Source organism: Sphingomonas zeae, assembly GCF_014197135.1.
Lineage (GTDB): Bacteria > Pseudomonadota > Alphaproteobacteria > Sphingomonadales > Sphingomonadaceae > Sphingomonas > Sphingomonas zeae.
Map to the genome: position 1 here is coordinate 92333 of NZ_JACIFA010000003.1, position 17076 is coordinate 109408.

A 17076-nucleotide genomic window follows, 5' to 3' on the forward strand; every position below is an offset into this window, starting at 1 on the left:
GAGGCGGGGGCGGCGGCTTATTCATAGGTTTCCCGATACCGCTTCACCACATTCAGCGCGACGATGTTGAGCAGCAGCGTGATGATGAACAGCGTCAGGCCGAGCGCGAAGGCGGCTAGCGTCTTAGGACTGTCGAACTCGGCCTCGCCGGTCAGCAGGTCGACGATCTGGCGCGTGACGGTGGTGGTGCTGGCGAAAGGATTGGCGGTCAGCGTCGCGACGCCGCTCGCCGCCATGACGACGATCATTGTCTCGCCGATCGCGCGGCTGACTGCTAGCAGGACACCGCCCACCACGCCCGGCAAAGCCGCGGGCAGCATGACGCGGGTGATCGTCTCCGATGGCGTCGCGCCCATCGCCAGGCTGCCGTCGCGCATCGAACTGGGCACGGCAGCCAGGCTGTCATCGGCCATCGAGGATACGAAGGGGATGATCATCACCCCCATGACGAGCCCGGCGGCCAGCGCGCTTTCCGACGAGGCCCAGTCGATGCCGATTGCGACCGCGAACTGCCGGACGGTGGGCGCGACCGTCAATGCGGCGAAATAGCCGTAAACGACCGTCGGCACGCCCGCCAATACCTCCAGCACCGGCTTCATGATGCGCCGAGCGCGGGGCGCGGCATATTGTGTCAGATAGACGGCGCTCATCAGGCCAAAGGGGATGGCGACCGCCATCGCGATGATCGCACCAATGAAAAACGTCCCCCAGAAGAGCGGCACCGCGCCCAGCGATGCGCCGGGATCGCGCGGATCGATCGACTGCGGACTCCAATGGGTGCCGAACAGGAAATCAGTGATCGGCACGACGGAGAAGAACCGCCCGGCCTCGTAAAGCAGCGAGGCGACGATTCCAGCTGTGGTGAAGATCGCGATGAGCGACGCGCTCAGCAACAGGCCCAGCACCACCCGCTCGATCCGGGTTCGCGCCGAAAATTCGGGTCGCACCTGCAGATAAGCATAGGCGCCCCCCGCCAGCGCCAGGAGCAGGACGATGGCGGTGGCAATCCAGTCGATTCGCGTCTGCGCCGCGTCATAGGCGGGCGTGAGACTGCGAGAGAGCGCATGGAACGCGCCATGCGCCTGCCCCGCCGCCAGCGCGCGCGCTTCGGACAGGATCGCCCCGCGCTCGAACCCCGTCGGGGGGAGTTGTGCGGCGGCCGGTGCCTTCAACACCATGTCGGTCACGAGCGCGGGCGAGGTCGCCGTCCATATAGCCAGGAAGACCAGCGGCGGCACCGTCGTCCACAGCGCGACATACCAGCCATGATGGTGCGGAAGCGAACTCGCCCGCGTGCCCGAGCGACGGCGGAAGCTTAGCGCGTGCATCCGTGTCGCGGCCCAGGCGATGATGCCCAGCCCGATGGTCAGGATGAGGAGGACGACGCCGTTCATGACGGCAGGCTTGCCGGGTCTAGAGGGATTTCGCGAACGATAATGGCGCGCGAGCGGGCCTGAACGGGCGCGGGGGAGGCGATCAGACCCCGGCGAACCAGCGGCCCGCCCTTGCTCCAATTGTCGGCATAAAGCCGCAGAAAGGCCCGCAAACCCGGGATGGCGTCGAGATGCGCTTTCTTGACATAGATATAGAGGGGGCGCGATCCCGGATAGCGGTCGGCGGCGATGGCGTCATAGGTCGGCTTGACGCCGTTGATCGTCACGCCGTCGACGGTCTGGCGATTTTCTTCGAGATAGGAATAGCCGAAGACGCCGAGCGCATCGGGATTGGCCTGAAGCTTCTGGACGATCAGATTATCGTTCTCGCCCGCGTCGATATAGGCGCCGTCCTCGCGGACGCGGGTGCAGGACAGCCGACGCGCCTCGAGCCCACGCGCCGTCAGGGCGGGGCCGCCCGGTTCGACCGCATCGCATCCTTTGAGCAGGATCAGCTCGGCGAGTGCGTCACGGGTGCCGCTTGTCGCGGGCGGGCCATAGACCTGGATGGGAATGGCGGGGAGCGCCGGGTTGACGTCGGCCCAGGTGCGCGCCGTGTTGGGTTTGCCGCCGGGATAGGCCGCCAGCGCGCGGTAGATGTCGGCCGCGGTCAATGCCATATGCGGCCCGCGCTTGGACTCGGCAAAGGCGATGCCGTCGATCCCGACCTGAATTTCCAGCAGCTCGGCGGCACCATGCGCGGCGCAGTCGCGATACTCGCTCGCCTTCATGCGGCGGGACGCGTCTTCCAGGTCGGGATGCCCCGCTCCAATGCCGGCGCAGAACAGCTTCATCCCCGCGCCCGTGCCGGTGGACTCGATCACCGGTGCCTTGGCGTCGGGATCGGCGGCCACGAAACGCTCGGCGATGATGGTCGTGAAAGGATAGACCGTCGAAGAGCCGACCGCCGTAATCTGCTCCCGCACGCCCGCGCCGCCGCCATTGGCCTGATCGTGGCAGGCCGCCAGCGCGAACATGGCGGCGAAAAGGCAGGGCAGACGCATCGAGATCCTTGGCAACACCGGAGCGGGTGCGAACCGGCGCTGCCACGCTCGCCATACTCCCGTGTGACATTTTTATTGTGATTTTGTGACAGCGCCCTCGACAGCGATCTTTTCCGGCATCTTCAGCGTTGGCAGCCGTACCGTCACCGTGGTGCCGACTCCGACCTCGCTGGTGATTTCCAGCCGCCCGCGATGCCGCTCGACGATGTGCTTGACGATCGCCAGGCCGAGGCCCGTGCCGCCGATGCTGCGGCTGCGGCCCGAATCGACGCGGTAGAAGCGTTCGGTCAGGCGCGGCAGATGGCTGGCGGCAATACCTTCGCCACGATCGGCAACGCTCAGCCGCAGCATGGGGCCGTCGCGGTCCAGCCGGACGCGGACCGGCGTCTGCGCCTTGCCATATTTCATCGCGTTGCCGATCAGATTGTGCAGCATCTGCGACAGCTGCGCCCGGTCGCCAGCGATCGGCGGAAGGTCCTCGACCAGTTCGCAGCTAATATCGTCGGCGCGCGGCGAACCCGAATCCAGAAACTCCTCCCAGACATGATCGACCAGTTCGGCCATGTCGACGGGCTGGGCGGGCTGGCGATATTTGTCGGCCTCGATCCGGCTGAGCGAGATCAGGTCCTCGACCAGCCGCTGCATCCGCCGCGCCTCGTCGAACATCACCTTCAGGAAGCGCGCGCGGATTTCGGGGTCGTCACCTGCTTCGTCGCCCAGTGTCTCGATGAACCCCAGGATCGAGGCGAGGGGGGTGCGCAGCTCATGGCTGGCGTTGGCGACAAAATCGACGCGCATCCGCTCGGCGGCGTCATGCGCGGTCTGGTCGATCAGATGGACGATGCGCTGGCCGCTGGTCGTATCCGCGACCCGCATCTCCCAACGTTGTTCGAGCGACCCCAAGCCGACCAGCGAGATGGGGTGGTCGGGATCGGTCACGCCTTCCCTGGCCAGCAGCCGCTCGGCGGCGGCCGGGTGGCGGATGGCGATGCGCGCGTCCTCGCCGACGATATGCCTGCCTAGCAGCCCTCGCGCCGCATGGTTGGCCAGGATCACTCGCCCGCCCTCGATCAGCAGCACCGGCTCGACAATCGCATCCAGCGCTTCTTCCAGGAGCGGCGACAAGCCGGTCTGGCCGTCCTCTGTCGCGGGATCGTCTTCGGCTGCCTCCGGCACGCCCTCGCTGGCGACGAGCGCGGCGGCGATCCCGCCGACCAGGGCGATGATCGCGGGCGCGGGGCCGGCGGTCAGGAATACCACGGCGGCGGCCACCACGACCACGACGATGGCCCATAAGGTACGAATGCCGAATCCCATGACGTGCCGATGTAGCGAGGCGCGCGCGCGCTGTCTTTAGCTCTACGGCGTATCTCTCGCCTCGGGGCTTCCAGTTTTGGGAGGGGACTGGCCCTTCAGAGCTTCTTGTGGCGGGACGACGAATATGGGACATCGCATCGTCATGGACGACACGCCCCCCGAACACGGCCCCATGCCCGAGGAACCGGCGACCGCCACCGCCTCCGCGTCGGCCTCCAGCGTGACCAGCCGCCGGATGTTGATGCTGGGTGCAGCCGGAGCCAGCACGGTCATCGCCATCCGTCCAGCGCTGGCCAACACGACGGCGTCGGTCCTGACCTGTCAGATTCCTGTGCCCGGTCCGGGCAATGCCGGGAAATATATCGATCGAAACGGCAATGTCGTTGACCCTGGGCCGCTGGGACCATTGGGCGCGCTGTTCGGAGGGCCTTATCCGCCGCCGTCGCGCCCCTTCACGGGGGAGGAGGTACGCGATGCGTTGTACAAGGGCGTGTATCTGCCCGGCACCACATATTATTCCAACGACGCCTATCTCAAATATATCAAGAAGCTGAGTGGCGGTCAGAGCGGTTACACCTGCTTCCTCTCCATCCAGAACCCCAGGGGCTGATCCGGTGGCCGCTCCGCGCTATCGCGCGGCGGAGGCAGCGCTGCTGATCGTCGAGCCGCTGGATGTCTTTACGGCGGTCTTTCACCGGCCGTCCGGCGTGACCCATCTCCTGAACGAGCCCGCTCCGCAGATTCTGGAAGCGCTGGGCAACGAACCGCTCGAGATGGAAGCGTTACTGGCCTGGCTGGCGGAGCGTTACGACCTCGGCGATGCCGATGGCAGCGGGACAGCCTTGCTGTGCGCCCGGCTGGACGAACTGGAGGCGGCCGGATTGGTCGAGCGGACGTGAAGCACCAGATCACCCTAGGCGTCGGACCGGTCAGCTTCCGGATCGGATCGGATTGGCATGGGCCGATCGCCGCGCTTGACGCCCTTTACCATGATTATCCCCGCCCGGGGTTCGCCGACTATTCCGTCCGACTGGAAGCCATATCGCCCTGGCGTCGATGGATACGCCCTTCGATCCGGGTCCGGGGCGATTACTGGCTGCCGGATGCGTCGCCCCTCCCACGGGCGCAAGGCCTGTTGGCCGCCGAAATGGGCATGAACCTGCAGGTCGCGCTGGGGCATCGCCGCCATCTGCTGATCCACGCCGCCGTAGTCGCGCGCGGCGACCGGGCGATCCTGATGAGCGGCGTGTCGGGGGCGGGAAAGTCGACGTTGGCGCTGATGCTGTCACAACGAGGCTGGCGGTTCCTGGGCGACGAGTTCGCGATGATCGACCCCGAAACCGGCTGGGTGCATCCTTTCCCGAGGCCGGTCAGCCTGAAGAACGAAAGCCTCGAGCTCATTCCCGACGAATATCGCGTCGGGCCGTTGCTGGCGGGAACGCCGAAGGGCGATGTGCGTCACGTGGCGCCGCCCACCGCCGCCATTGCTGCGATGGACGAACCCGCCCGGCCCGCGCTGCTGGTCTTCCCGCGCTTCGGCTTTCCTTCTGCGTTGGGCGGGCTGGCGGCGAGCGAAACCTTCGTCCGGCTGACCCAGGCATCGACTAATTATGTCGCCATGGGCGAGGCGGGCTTCCGAACATTGGTCCGGTTGCGGGGACGGATACCGGCCGTGGCGCTAGATTATCCCGACGGTGCGACGGGCGTGGCCGCCGTAGAGGCCTTGTGGGACGCGCTGTGACGGCTGCTCAGACCTTGGTCGAGGTGCTGCGTGACCCGGCGCGGGCGATGGCGATCGACCTCACGCGCTGGACCGAGCTATTGACCGTCGCCCGGGCCGAGACGCTGGCCGGGACTCTGGCGCATAGGCTGGAAGGGTTGGCGGTACCCGATGCGGTGGCAAAGGCGCTGGCCGAGGCTCGGATCGACGCCGCCGAGGCGCGCCGGACCGCATTATGGGAAGCGAACCGTATAGCGAAAGCGCTCCGTCCCCTGGCGCACCCGGTCGTCTTGCTGAAGGGCACCGCGTTCGCCGCCGCAGGGTTGGCGGCCGGGCAGGGTCGCGGCATCGGCGACTGTGATATCCTTCTGCCCAAGCCGATGCTCGATCATGCGGAAAAATTGCTGGTCGACGCCGGGTGGCAGTGGATCAAGTCCGATCCTTATGATGACCTCTATTACCGCCGGTGGATGCACGAACTTCCCCCGCTGATCCACGCCGAGCGGGGTCGTATGGTGGATGTGCACCACACGATCCTGCCGCTGACGGCGCGGCAGAAGCCCGACGCACAGGCCCTGATCGCCGATGCCGTGCCGTTGGACGGTGGATTGGCCGTGCTGGACCATGCCGATATGATCGTCCATGCGGCAGCGCATCTGTTCGCCGATGGCGAACTGGCGGGGGGCTTACGCAACCTCTGGGACATCCATGCCCTGATCGAGGAGCGGGGACTCGAGGGATTGGAGGCGCGTGCGGCGCGCCACGGCTTGTCCTCGACGGTCGACCGGGCGCTCAGATTATCCCATGCCCTTTACGGCACAAGCGTTCCACGCCGATGCCGGCATCTGACCACGACCGATCGGCTCTACCGGCGTCGCCTGATGGCGCGCGACGGATGGGGGCGTGAGCGGCACACGGCCTTGCGCACGGCTTTCTATATCCGCTCGCACCTCATCCGAATGCCTTTGCCCCTGCTCTCACGGCATTTGTGGATCAAGTGGCGGAAAGGGAAAGCCGCGTCAGCGTCGGGATGAGGTCGGCATAGCCATCGATGATCGCATCGGCCCCCAGCGCCTCGACCGGCAGGCTGAGAAACCCGAAGGAACAGGCGATGACCGGCAATCCGGCCGCGCGCGCTGCCTGAACGTCGAAGATCGAATCGCCGACGAATGCGGCGGGGCCTCCGCCGCACTGCTCCACCAGTGCCTGAATGGGTCTGGGCGACGGTTTGGACACACCCAGCGTGTCACCCCCGATGATCGAGGCGAACCGTTCGGTCAGCCCCAGCGAGTCCAGGATCGCCCGTGCAAAGCGTTCCAGCTTGTTGGTCATAATGCCCAGCGTGACGCCGCGTGCCGCCAGTTCGTCCAGCGCCTCGATCGCGCCTGGGAAGGGCGCGGTGTGAACCGCCAGATTGGCCTCGTAATAGTCGAGCAGAAGCCGATGCAATCGATCGAGCGTGTCGGCGTCATAGCCGCCGGTCGCATCCAGACCGTGCTGCAACATCGCCCGGGCACCACCGCCGATCATCGGCTTGACCGCCTCGACGCTCAGGGGCGCCCGGCCGATCGTGGCCAACGCATGGTTGACGGCGGCGGTCAGGTCACCACTGGTGTCCAGCAAGGTGCCGTCCAGGTCGAAGCCGACGATGGCGAAGGGAAAACCATGCGGTGAATTGGCGTCCATCTTGGGTTCCGATGCAGTCTCCCGCTGGCTTTGGCCGGAAATCCATGGCAGGCGCAACCGTCATGACGAGACCGATCGCCGCCATCATCCTCGCTGCGGGCAAAGGCACCCGCATGAAATCGGACCTTCACAAGGTCCTTCACCCCATTGCTGGGCGGCCGATGCTGCTGCATCTGATCGATAGCGTGAAGGCCTTGTCGCCCGAGCGCATGGTCGTGGTGACTGGCGCGGGTCGCGAACAGGTCGAGGCTGCGGTAACGCCGCTGGGCGTCGCCACCGCCCTGCAGGCCGAGCAGTTGGGTACGGGCCACGCCGTCGCGCAGGCACGGGGCGCCCTGGCGGGGTTCGACGGTGACATCCTGATCCTATACGGCGACGTTCCGCTGGTCGAGGCGCGGACCATGCGCGCGATGATCGACCGGCTGGGTGAGGCGGATAAGCCTGCCACGGTGGTGCTGGGCTTTCGCCCCGCCGATCCGGCCGCCTATGGCCGGGTGATCGCCGACGCCGACGGCAGGGTCGAGCGGATGGTCGAGTTCAAAGATGCCAATCCTGACGAACGGGCCGTTACCCTTTGTAACTCAGGGCTAATGGCAGTCCGTTCGAACGATCTGTTTGGTCTGCTCGACAGGGTCGGCAACGACAATGCGGCAGGCGAATATTATCTGCCTGATATCGTCATGCTGGCCGCTGCGGATGGCCGTCATTCCGCGGTCATCGAGACGGCGGCGGGTGAGGTCGCGGGTGTCAACAGCCGCGCCGAACTGGCGGTTGTGGAAGGGGACTGGCAGGTTCGCCGCCGAGCACGAGCGATGGCCGAGGGGGCGACGCTGATCGCGCCTGACACGGTCTGGTTCTCGCACGATACCCGTTTGGGACGCGACGTGGTGATCGAACCGCATGTGGTGTTCGGCCCGGGCGTCCATGTCGCCGACGGCGTGACGATCCATGCCTTCAGCCACCTGGAGGGTGCCACGGTGGCCACGGGAGCCGATATTGGCCCTTATGCGCGGCTGCGTCCCGGCGCGGACGTCCGCGAGGGCGCGCGTGTCGGCAATTTCGTCGAGATCAAGAAATCCGTGCTAGGTCGCGGCGCCAAGGCCAATCACCTGACCTATCTGGGTGATGCCGAAGTGGGTGCGGGCGCGAACATCGGCGCAGGCACCATCACCTGCAATTACGACGGCTTCCTCAAATATCGCACCGTGATCGGCGAGGGGGCTTTTGTCGGCTCAAACTCGGCATTGGTCGCCCCCGTGAGTATCGGCGCAGGTGCGATTGTCGGCGCGGGATCGGTCGTCACCAGCGATGTCGAGGCCGACGCCCTCGCGCTGGTCCGCGCCGAGCGCCAGAGCAAGCCGGGTTGGGCGAAGCGGTTCAGAGACATGAAGACGGCCCAGAAAGCCGCAAAGAAGGGCGGGGAGTAAGACTATGTGCGGTATCGTGGGAATTCTGGGCGGCGATGACGTCGCCGAACGGCTGCTCGATGGCCTGCGTCGCCTCGAATATCGAGGCTATGACTCGGCCGGCATCGCGACGATCGATCAGGGTAAAATCGAGCGCCGTCGCGCCTCGGGCAAGCTGGTCAACCTCGCCAGGGAACTGGCGGCCCATCCGCTGCCCGGCTCGATCGGCATCGCGCATACCCGCTGGGCGACGCATGGCGGCCCGACGACCAACAACGCGCATCCCCATGCGACCGATCATGTCGCGGTCGTGCACAACGGCATCATCGAGAATTTCAAGGCGCTTCGCGACGAGTTGATCGGCCGTGGCCGCGTCTTCACCAGCGAGACCGACACCGAAGTGGTCGCGCATCTCGTAAGTGAGAAGGTCGAGCAGGGTCTCGATCCCGTAGCAGCCGTCCGGGAAGTGCTGCCCAGGCTGCACGGTGCTTTCGCGCTTGCGATCCTGTTCCGTGACCAGCCTGACATGCTGATCGGTGCGCGGCTCGGCTCGCCGCTGGTGGTCGGTTACGGGGATGGTGAAACCTATCTGGGCTCGGATGCGCTCGCGCTGGCGCCGCTGACGCAGCGCATCGCCTATCTCGACGAGGGCGATTGGGTCGTCTGCACCCGCGAGGGCGCGCAGGTGTATGACCGCGACAACAACCCTGTCGATCGCCCCGTCACCCTGTCTGGCGTCACCGGCGCGTTGATCGACAAGGGCAATCATCGACATTTCATGCAGAAGGAAATCTACGAGCAGCCGATCGTCGTTGCCCAGACGCTGCGCTCGTACCTTCAACGGCTGGAAGGCAAGATTGCGCTGCCCATTCCGGAATTCGACCTGTCGGGCATCAAGCGCGTCACCATCGTCGCGTGCGGCACCAGCTTTTATGCGGGCATGGTGGCCAAATACTGGTTCGAACAGTTCGCGCGCGTTCCCGTCGACCTCGATGTCGCCTCCGAATTCCGGTACCGTGCGCCGGTCATGGAGCCGGGCGGACTGATGATCGTCATCAGCCAGTCGGGGGAGACCGCGGACACCTTGGCGGCGCTTCGCCATGCCAAAGCCGAAGGGCAGACGATCGCGGCCGTGGTCAATGTGCCCACCAGTTCGATGGCGCGCGAGGCTGACCTGTTGCTGCCGACGCATGCCGGGCCGGAGATCGGCGTGGCATCGACCAAGGCCTTTACCTGTCAGCTTAGTGTCCTTGCGGCGCTCGCTGCCAATCTGGCCAAGGCCAAGGGTCGGCTGTCGGCGGATGAAGAACGCCAGATCGTCCGTCACCTCGCCGAAGCCCCTGCCGCGATCAACGGCGCGCTTGCCTATGATGAGGCGATCGAGGCGATGGCAGGTGCGGTCGCGGGCGCGCGCGACGTGCTCTATCTGGGGCGCGGCACGGACTATCCGCTGGCGCTCGAAGGCGCGCTGAAGCTGAAGGAGATCAGCTACATCCACGCCGAGGGCTATGCAGCCGGCGAAATGAAGCATGGCCCGATCGCGCTGATCGACGAGTCCGTGCCCGTTATCGTCATTGCGCCCTCAGGACCGCTGTTCGAAAAGACCGTTTCGAACATGCAGGAAGTTCAGGCCCGCGGCGGCAAGGTGATCCTGATTTCCGACTATGACGGGATCGAGGCGGCCGGTGAGGGGTGTATCGCCACCATCACGATGCCCAAGGTTCACCCGCTGATCGCGCCGATCGTCTATGCGGTGCCGGTCCAGCTGCTTGCCTATCATGTGGCCGTCGCCAAGGGCACCGATGTCGATCAGCCGCGCAATCTGGCGAAGAGCGTGACGGTCGAATAACTGACCATTTACGTCACTTTAAGCCTCTTTGGTTACCATCCGCCCTCACATTGAAGACTGATGGGCGGATGGTAGCCGGATGCGTATTCTGATCGTTGACGACGAACCGGCCATTCACGAAAGCTATGAGCTGTGTCTGTCAGGCGAAAGCCGACCGCTGGACGCCATGGCGGCCGAGCTGTTCGGCGAGCCTGCTGAGCAAGGCGACGCGGACATCGTGTTCGAGCGCCGTCACTGCCATCAGGGACTGGAAGCGGTGGCTGCCGTCGAGCACGCCAAGGCGCAAGACTCGCCCTTTGCCGTGGCCTTCATCGACATCCGTATGCCACCCGGGATCGACGGACGCGAAACGGCGCGCCGTATAAGGGCGCTCGATCCCGACATCCATTTGGTCATCGTGACGGGCTATTCGGACTTTTCGCCTGCCGAGATAGGCAAGGTCGCCGGGCCTGCCGACAAAATATTTTACATAGCCAAGCCCTTTGAGGTGAACGAGGTCCAGCAGATGGCCCGTGCGCTGTGCCGTCGCTGGGACAATGACCGTGCGCTGGCCGCTGCCCGCGCGCTGCTCGCCCAACAGGTCGCCACGCTCGAGGAAAAGAGCGCGGAACTGGAAGCGAACGAAAGTCGGGCGATGCATATCGCCACGCACGACGCGCTGACCGACGCGCCCAACCGCGTCGCCTTTCTGCGCGGCCTGACCGAGCGAGGGCGGCGGGGTGGCGCCTTCGTCACCGCAATGCTCGACCTCGACCGGTTCAAGCTGGTCAACGACACGCTCGGCCATCTCGCCGGAGACGAGCTGATCCGCGCGGTATGCACCACGATCCAGGCGCAGGCGCCGCAGGGCGCGATGGTCGCGCGGCTGGGTGGCGATGAGTTCGGCATTTTTTTCGACACGGACGATGTCGAGTTCGCCGTGGCGGCGTGTGATCGGATCGTGAGCGCCTGCGCATCGACCTTCAACATCCTGGGCCATGCCGTACGCTGCGGCGCCTCCTGTGGGTTGGTGATGAGCGAGGCGGGCAAGGAACGCGATCCTACCGACCTCCTTCGCCAGGCCGATATGGCGTTAAACGAAGCCAAGCGTTCGGGGCGGAGCACGGTGCGGGTGTTCGACGCGGGTATGGACGAAGGCCACCGCGTCCGCCGCGACATCGAGGCCGGGCTGAACCAGGCCATCGTGCGCGACGAACTGAGTCTGGCCTTTCAGCCGATCGTCGGTCGCGGCAGCCTGGAAATCGTCGGCTTCGAGGCGCTGGTACGCTGGACAACGCCGGACCGCGGCGCGATCAGCCCGGGAATCTTCGTTCCGCTGGCCGAGGAAAGCCATCTGATCCACGAGCTGGGCGATTGGATCCTGGACCACGCGCTGGCCGAGCTTCGGCATTGGCCGGGCCAATATGTCTCGGTGAACTTTAGCCCGATCCAGTTTCGCCGCTCCCACTTCGTCGCCTCGATCATGGATCGCGTGCGGCGCGCCGGAGCAGAGCCGCAGCGCGTCCAGATCGAAATCACCGAAACGGCGATTTTCGATGACGCCGAACACGCCGCTCAGACCTTGTGCGAATTGCGCAAGCTGGGCTTCCGCATCGCGCTCGACGATTTCGGAACAGGCTATTCCAGCCTGTATAATATTCGCAAGTTCGCCCTCGACTGCCTGAAGATCGACCGCAGCTTTATCGACGGGATGGGCCGCGAGCGGGAGTCGGCGGCAATCGTCCACTCGATCATTCATCTCGGCCGCGCACTGGGGTTGGGCGTGATCGCCGAGGGTGTGGAAACCGAATCCCAGGCGCAGGCCTTGCGGGTCGCGGGGGCAAGCCATCTGCAAGGCTATCTGTTTTCCAAGCCGGTTCCGGCAGCGGAAGCGCGCGCGCTGGCCGAGCGCAAATTCATGTCTCTCTCCGGTGAGCATCGGGCACCCCCGTCGCTGGTCGCGGGTGCGCGGCGCTGACTGGCGTGCGCCTGATACGTCAATGGCATGAGGCACGGCGGCGGCCCCGGTCACTGCGCGAGATCATGGTATCGATCCTGACGCTGACCGGAATCGGGGGCGCGATGGCGCTGGCCTTGCTGCTCACCCTGGTCATTTCCCCGGGGTTCGCTGAACTGGAAGACCGGGCAGCCGAGGGCTATCGCGCACGGGCGCTGACAGCGTTAGCCGAATTTGCCGCGATGACCGAGGCTATGGCCCGGGAACAGGCCAATGCCGGACCGGATAGGTCCATGCGGGCTTCGTTTGCCCATGCCCTGGTCTATCGCCGCGTGCCGCATGGGGGTTGGGCGTCGCAGCACGCAACGGCTAAAGGCGCACCCGGCTTGGTCGAAAGGCAGGTTGGCATCGCGCTCGATCGGCTTAATCTGGAAGTACTCCTGCGCTCGGGCCATTCGGCGCGCTTCTACCTCCCTGTCGGGCGTAATGTCATGGCCGTCGCTCTGGCGGAGAATGCCGAAGGGAACGATTATGTCGCGGTTGTACGGCGGCTGACGAGCGACCATTTGTCGAGCCTGCTGGGGCGGCCCGTCACGATTTCCCCGGCCGTTCCGATCAATTTCGATATGCACAAGCGAGCGCGGTGGATCGATATCGTCGTCCCGATTGGCGGGGCCGATGGGCGGCCAGTAGCTGCGGCGCGTTTCGAGGTGTCGCGCGAAGTCGTGCTGCTTGGCCGCCGGGTTCTGCTGCTGGCGGCGGCCGCATCGATCCTGTTACTCGTCCTGCTGCTACTGATGCTGCGCCGGGCGCTGGGGCGGTTCGTCCTGGCCCCGCTCGACCGGGTGGAACGTCATATGCAGCGGGTGCAGGCCTCGGGCGCCCTGTTGCCGTTCGAGGACGGTCACAGCCGATGCGAGGAGTTCAGCTCGTTGGGCGGAAGTTTCAACGCGATGCTGAGCCAGCTCAAGGACCTGCGCGAACGCAACGAAATTCAGAGCTTTGCGCTTGGTCGTTCGGAAAGCGCGGTGGCGGTGCTGCACAATGTCCGCAACGCGCTCGCCCCGCTCGCGACGATCCTGAGCCACGGGGTCGGGCAGGGGGACACGGTCAGACGCGATCTGGTCGACCGGGCGTTCGCCGAACTGGCGCAGGCGGACGTCGATCCGGAGAGACGCTCCAAACTGATCGCCTTCGTTATCACCGCCTTCGAGTCAGAGGCCAAGGCGCGCGACGAGGTTCGGCGGCACCTGGCGGTCGGGCGAGACGCCATGCGCCAGACGCTGGAGATCATCGGCGCGCAGCAGGCCCGCGCCCATGAGCGCCCAGCCCTGGAACGCTGCGATATCAGCGACATCGTGGCGCGCAACGCCATAATCGCGCGCTATGCCCAAGCCGTCTCGGTTGGGTTTACCGTCCCGGCGCAGCCCGCTTATGTCGTCGCGAACCGCGTGATCCTGAGCCAGGTGGTCGGCAACCTCCTTTCCAATGCGGTAGAAGCGATCGTCGCCACGGGACGCGGTCATGGATCGATCACGGTGGACGTCGCGTCGCCCAGCGGGGGGCGTCTATCGGTGCGGATCATCGACGATGGCGAAGGATTCGAACCGGCCGAGGCAAGGCGGCTGTTCCAGCCGGGCTATTCGACGCGTACCGGAAAGTCGGGCGGCCTCGGGCTCCATTGGTGTGCCAATTCGATGGCGGTCATGGGCGGCACGCTCGAATTGCGCAGCGCAGGGCGTGGAACGGGCGCGGTAGCGGTCCTGACCCTCGCGGCGGATGGCGAGCTGGAACGGCGGACCGAACTCGCCGCTTGACCGGTCCTTAGAACGGCAGTTCCGGCTGGGTGGGGCCGGGGCGTTCGCTGTCATCTTCGAGACAGAGGCCGGAGAGTGTCAGCCCCAGCAGCCGCACGCCGCGCGACACGGGCAATTGCTGATCCAGCAGGTCGAGCCCGATCGCCAGGAATTCGGCTCGGTCGCTGATCGGGTGCCCCGTCGATCGCGCGCGGGTGATCGTGCGAAAATCGCTGTGCCGCAATTTCAGCGTCACCGTTCGGCCCGCCGCACCGCTCCGCGCGATCCGTGTCCAGGCGGCCTCCACCACCCGCTCCAGCGCGACGCGCAGCTCGGTGCGATCCGACAGGTCCGTCTCGAACGTGCGTTCGGCGCCGACCGACTTGGCGATGCGGTGAGCACGGACGGGGCGATGGTCGATCCCGCGCGCGGCGCCGTAGAGATAGTCTGCATAGCTGCCGAAATGGCGTTGCAGGAATTCCAGCGGGTGATTGCGCAGGTCCTGCCCGGTCAGAATGCCGAGGGCCTCCATCTTGCGGGCCGTGACCGGACCGACGCCGTGGAAACGCTTGACCGGCAGGCTTGCCACAAAGGTCGCGCCATGGGCGGGTGGAATGACGCACAGGCCATCGGGCTTGTTTTGATCGGACGCCAGCTTCGCGATGAACTTGTTATAGCTTACCCCGGCCGATGCGGTCAGGTCCGTCTCGGCACGGATCGCCTCGCGGATGGCATTCGCGATGGCGGTGGCCGAACCCAACCCCGCCAGGTCCTCCGTCACGTCGAGATAGGCTTCATCAAGCGACAAAGGCTCGATCAAATCGGTATAGCGCGCAAAAATGGCGCGGATTTGCTGCGACACGTCGCGATAGACATCGAACCGGGGCGGCACGAAGACGAGTTCCGGACATCGGCGCAGCGCCGTGACCGAGGGCATGGCCGAGCGGACGCCGAAGGCCCGCGCCTCATAGCTTGCCGCAGCGACGACGCCGCGCGCTCGGGATCCGCCCACCGCGACTGGCCGCCCGCGCAGCGTCGGGTCATCGCGCTGCTCGACCGAAGCATAGAAGGCGTCCTGATCGACGTGGATTATCTTGCGGATGGGTGGAGGCTTATCCTGCTGGCTGCTCAATGGCTTAGCTCTCTGACGACTCTGACCACGATCGACCCAAATCGCTTCGGTTTCCTCCGTGGAGATTACCCGGCGATTGCCTAGAAGGCCAGCGAAGACTGAGAACAGGAAGAGAACCCGGCCGGTCGATGCCGCCATGCGATCGCTACTGACCACCAGCCGGATAGGTGGGTGCTGTTCCGGCAGCTGCAAGTCCGCCCAGGTGTACGCAGCAGTCCCGACTTACGGCACTGGATGCCATGGGGCGCACCGCCTTCAGGCCGATGCGATCCTGCCTCCGACCAAAAGAAGGAGCACCCATCTTGCCGCGAGAACGCCGCACCCTAACGAAGGACACCGTCAAGTCGATCCCGCCGTCCGCGCCAGGCCGCAAGGAATTCGTCTGGGATGACCGTCTCCTCGGCTTCGGAGCCTACCGCCGAACCGATGGCATCGTCGTGTTCGTCTACCAGTACCGCGTGCCGATGCGGCCCGCGCGCCGCATCACGATCGGCAGGCTCGGCGACGTAACGCCCGCGCAGGCTCGCGACATCGCGCAGGAGCATGCCTTCCAGAAGAGCCGTGGCATCGACCCCGTCGACAAGCGTCGCGCGGAGGCCAAGGAGGCCGACGCCTCCAGGTCCCTGGTCATGAAGACGTACGTCGCCGACTACATCGAACGGCGCAGGATCGAGCAGCGTCCGCTCATCCTGCAGCACGAGCGCATCCTGTCACGCGATGTGGCGGGCCTCATGCCCGACGTCCGCGTCGATCGCATCACCACGTCCGACATCGACGCGTTCCTCGCCGAACTCGCGAAGCGTTCGATCTCGGCCCGGACCTGGGGGCTCATCTACCTCAAGGTCATCATGAACGACGCGAAGCGGAGGGGTACGATCGTTCGGTCCGCGGCCGATGCCTACAAGGTGCCCGACAGGGTCGAGCGCGAGCGGGTGCTGAAGCTGTTCGAACTGCAGCGCATCCTCGAGGCGTGCAGCGACATGCGCGACACGCACGGCCTCGTGTACGAATGCATCCTCCGCACCCTGCGGCGAAAGGAGGAGATCGCAGCGATGGTCTGGGAGGAGATCGACCAGGCCACCTGGGAATGGATCGTACCGGCGGAGCGGACGAAGCAGAGCGAGCCGGTCGTCATGACCCTGCCGCCGCAGGTCGTCGCGATCATCGAGCGTCTCCACCCCGACAAGAGGAGGAGGAAGGGCTTCGTCTTCACCTACGATGGGAGCAAGTCGATCAAGGTCGGTGCGGAACAGGATCGGAGGCGCATCGACGCCCACATCCAGCGGCGCCTCGATCTGGCGGAGGAGAAGAGCGGATCCGCCTTCACGTTCGAGCACTGGGTCCCTCACGACAGCAGGACCACCGGCGCGACGATCCTGGCCGACGAGCCGTTCGACGTGCCCACCGACGACATCGAGCTCGCGCTCGGCCACAAGGTCCCGAAGAGCAAGTACAACCGTGCGCAGCGCAAGGCCGCGGTCAATCGGGCGATCGCGATCTGGAACGGCTATCTCGACGGCATCATGGAACGTCCAGACGCCTGGCCCGGAGGACGTGACCTGCCCGAACTGGGCAGGTTCGAGACGAAGCCGCTGTGGACGCGCATCCGCGCCACCTGGCCGCAGCGCAAGGCCGACGATGCACGGGTGAAGAAGGCCCGGAAGGGGAATGCGAAGTAGGACCGGGCGGTCAGGCCATCGGCACCGTGGACACAGGAAGGTCGAACGCTCTACCTTCATGGGATGCCGTGGAGGGAGGAAAGAATCCATCCGCTCGGCAGATTCCTGAACGCCGGTC

General features: G+C 65.6%; 14 protein-coding genes. 9 read left to right on the plus strand and 5 right to left on the minus strand.

Going from position 1 to position 17076, the window contains the following annotated elements; translation table 11 throughout:
* Nucleotides 1-17 precede the first annotated feature (17 nt).
* The 3 genes from pstC to GGR45_RS05805 form a co-directional block, all read right to left on the minus strand.
* Nucleotides 18-1394, minus strand: a complete 1377-nt coding sequence (gene pstC / locus GGR45_RS05795) for a phosphate ABC transporter permease subunit PstC (protein WP_175312258.1) — start codon at nucleotides 1392-1394, stop codon at nucleotides 18-20.
* Nucleotides 1391-2437, minus strand: coding sequence for a substrate-binding domain-containing protein (locus GGR45_RS05800; protein ID WP_175312257.1), 1047 nt, complete (start codon nucleotides 2435-2437; stop codon nucleotides 1391-1393). Before GGR45_RS05800 ends, pstC begins: the two co-directional genes overlap by 4 nt.
* A 72-nt stretch (nucleotides 2438-2509) precedes the next feature.
* Nucleotides 2510-3754 carry a sensor histidine kinase gene (locus GGR45_RS05805; RefSeq protein ID WP_175312256.1) on the minus strand — a complete coding sequence of 415 codons (1245 nt, stop codon included), beginning with the start codon at nucleotides 3752-3754 and terminating at the stop codon, nucleotides 2510-2512.
* Between the two features lie 142 nt (nucleotides 3755-3896).
* Here GGR45_RS05805 and GGR45_RS05810 point away from each other — a divergent pair, with 142 nt between their 5' ends.
* From GGR45_RS05810 to GGR45_RS05825, 4 genes are read left to right on the plus strand one after another with little or no spacing between them, the layout of a single operon-like run.
* Nucleotides 3897-4364 (plus strand): hypothetical protein, encoded by a 468-nt coding sequence (locus GGR45_RS05810; protein WP_415640671.1) that lies wholly within the window; start codon nucleotides 3897-3899, stop codon nucleotides 4362-4364.
* A gap of 4 nt (nucleotides 4365-4368) precedes the next feature.
* Nucleotides 4369-4653: an HPr-rel-A system PqqD family peptide chaperone gene (locus GGR45_RS05815; protein ID WP_175312255.1), complete on the plus strand. Its 285-nt coding sequence runs from the start codon at nucleotides 4369-4371 to the stop codon at nucleotides 4651-4653.
* Nucleotides 4650-5495: an HprK-related kinase A gene (locus GGR45_RS05820; RefSeq protein ID WP_175312254.1), complete on the plus strand. Its 846-nt coding sequence runs from the start codon at nucleotides 4650-4652 to the stop codon at nucleotides 5493-5495. Before GGR45_RS05815 ends, GGR45_RS05820 begins: the two co-directional genes overlap by 4 nt.
* 47 nt (nucleotides 5496-5542) lie before the next feature.
* Nucleotides 5543-6508 (plus strand): nucleotidyltransferase domain-containing protein, encoded by a 966-nt coding sequence (locus GGR45_RS05825; protein WP_175312348.1) that lies wholly within the window; start codon nucleotides 5543-5545, stop codon nucleotides 6506-6508.
* Here GGR45_RS05825 and GGR45_RS05830 read toward each other — a convergent pair.
* Entirely contained in the window at nucleotides 6468-7160 is a 693-nt protein-coding gene (locus GGR45_RS05830) for an HAD-IA family hydrolase (protein ID WP_175312253.1), read from the minus strand. The two genes, GGR45_RS05825 and GGR45_RS05830, sit on opposite strands and share 41 nt — an antisense overlap.
* Nucleotides 7161-7222: 62 nt before the next feature.
* Here GGR45_RS05830 and glmU point away from each other — a divergent pair, with 62 nt between their 5' ends.
* The 4 genes from glmU (at nucleotide 7223) to GGR45_RS05850 (ending at nucleotide 14168) form a co-directional block, all read left to right on the plus strand.
* The gene (glmU, locus tag GGR45_RS05835) at nucleotides 7223-8587 is read left to right on the plus strand and encodes a bifunctional UDP-N-acetylglucosamine diphosphorylase/glucosamine-1-phosphate N-acetyltransferase GlmU (RefSeq protein WP_175312252.1); all 1365 of its coding nucleotides are present in this window, start codon (nucleotides 7223-7225) and stop codon (nucleotides 8585-8587) included.
* Between the two features lie 4 nt (nucleotides 8588-8591).
* Nucleotides 8592-10415, plus strand: coding sequence for a glutamine--fructose-6-phosphate transaminase (isomerizing) (gene glmS / locus GGR45_RS05840; protein WP_175312251.1), 1824 nt, complete (start codon nucleotides 8592-8594; stop codon nucleotides 10413-10415).
* A 79-nt stretch (nucleotides 10416-10494) separates the two neighbouring features.
* Nucleotides 10495-12372 carry a putative bifunctional diguanylate cyclase/phosphodiesterase gene (locus GGR45_RS05845; RefSeq protein ID WP_175312250.1) on the plus strand — a complete coding sequence of 626 codons (1878 nt, stop codon included), beginning with the start codon at nucleotides 10495-10497 and terminating at the stop codon, nucleotides 12370-12372.
* 5 nt (nucleotides 12373-12377) lie between these two features.
* Nucleotides 12378-14168: an ATP-binding protein gene (locus GGR45_RS05850; protein WP_175312249.1), complete on the plus strand. Its 1791-nt coding sequence runs from the start codon at nucleotides 12378-12380 to the stop codon at nucleotides 14166-14168.
* Nucleotides 14169-14175: 7 nt separating this feature from the next.
* Here the strand turns inward: GGR45_RS05850 and dinB are convergent, their stop codons facing one another.
* Nucleotides 14176-15279 (minus strand): DNA polymerase IV, encoded by a 1104-nt coding sequence (dinB, locus tag GGR45_RS05855; protein WP_246358075.1) that lies wholly within the window; start codon nucleotides 15277-15279, stop codon nucleotides 14176-14178.
* A 302-nt stretch (nucleotides 15280-15581) separates the two neighbouring features.
* On the opposite strand from dinB, the gene GGR45_RS05860 reads away from it, so the two are divergent.
* Entirely contained in the window at nucleotides 15582-16958 is a 1377-nt protein-coding gene (locus tag GGR45_RS05860) for a tyrosine-type recombinase/integrase (protein WP_175312247.1), read from the plus strand.
* The last annotated feature ends 118 nt before the right edge of the window (nucleotides 16959-17076 follow it).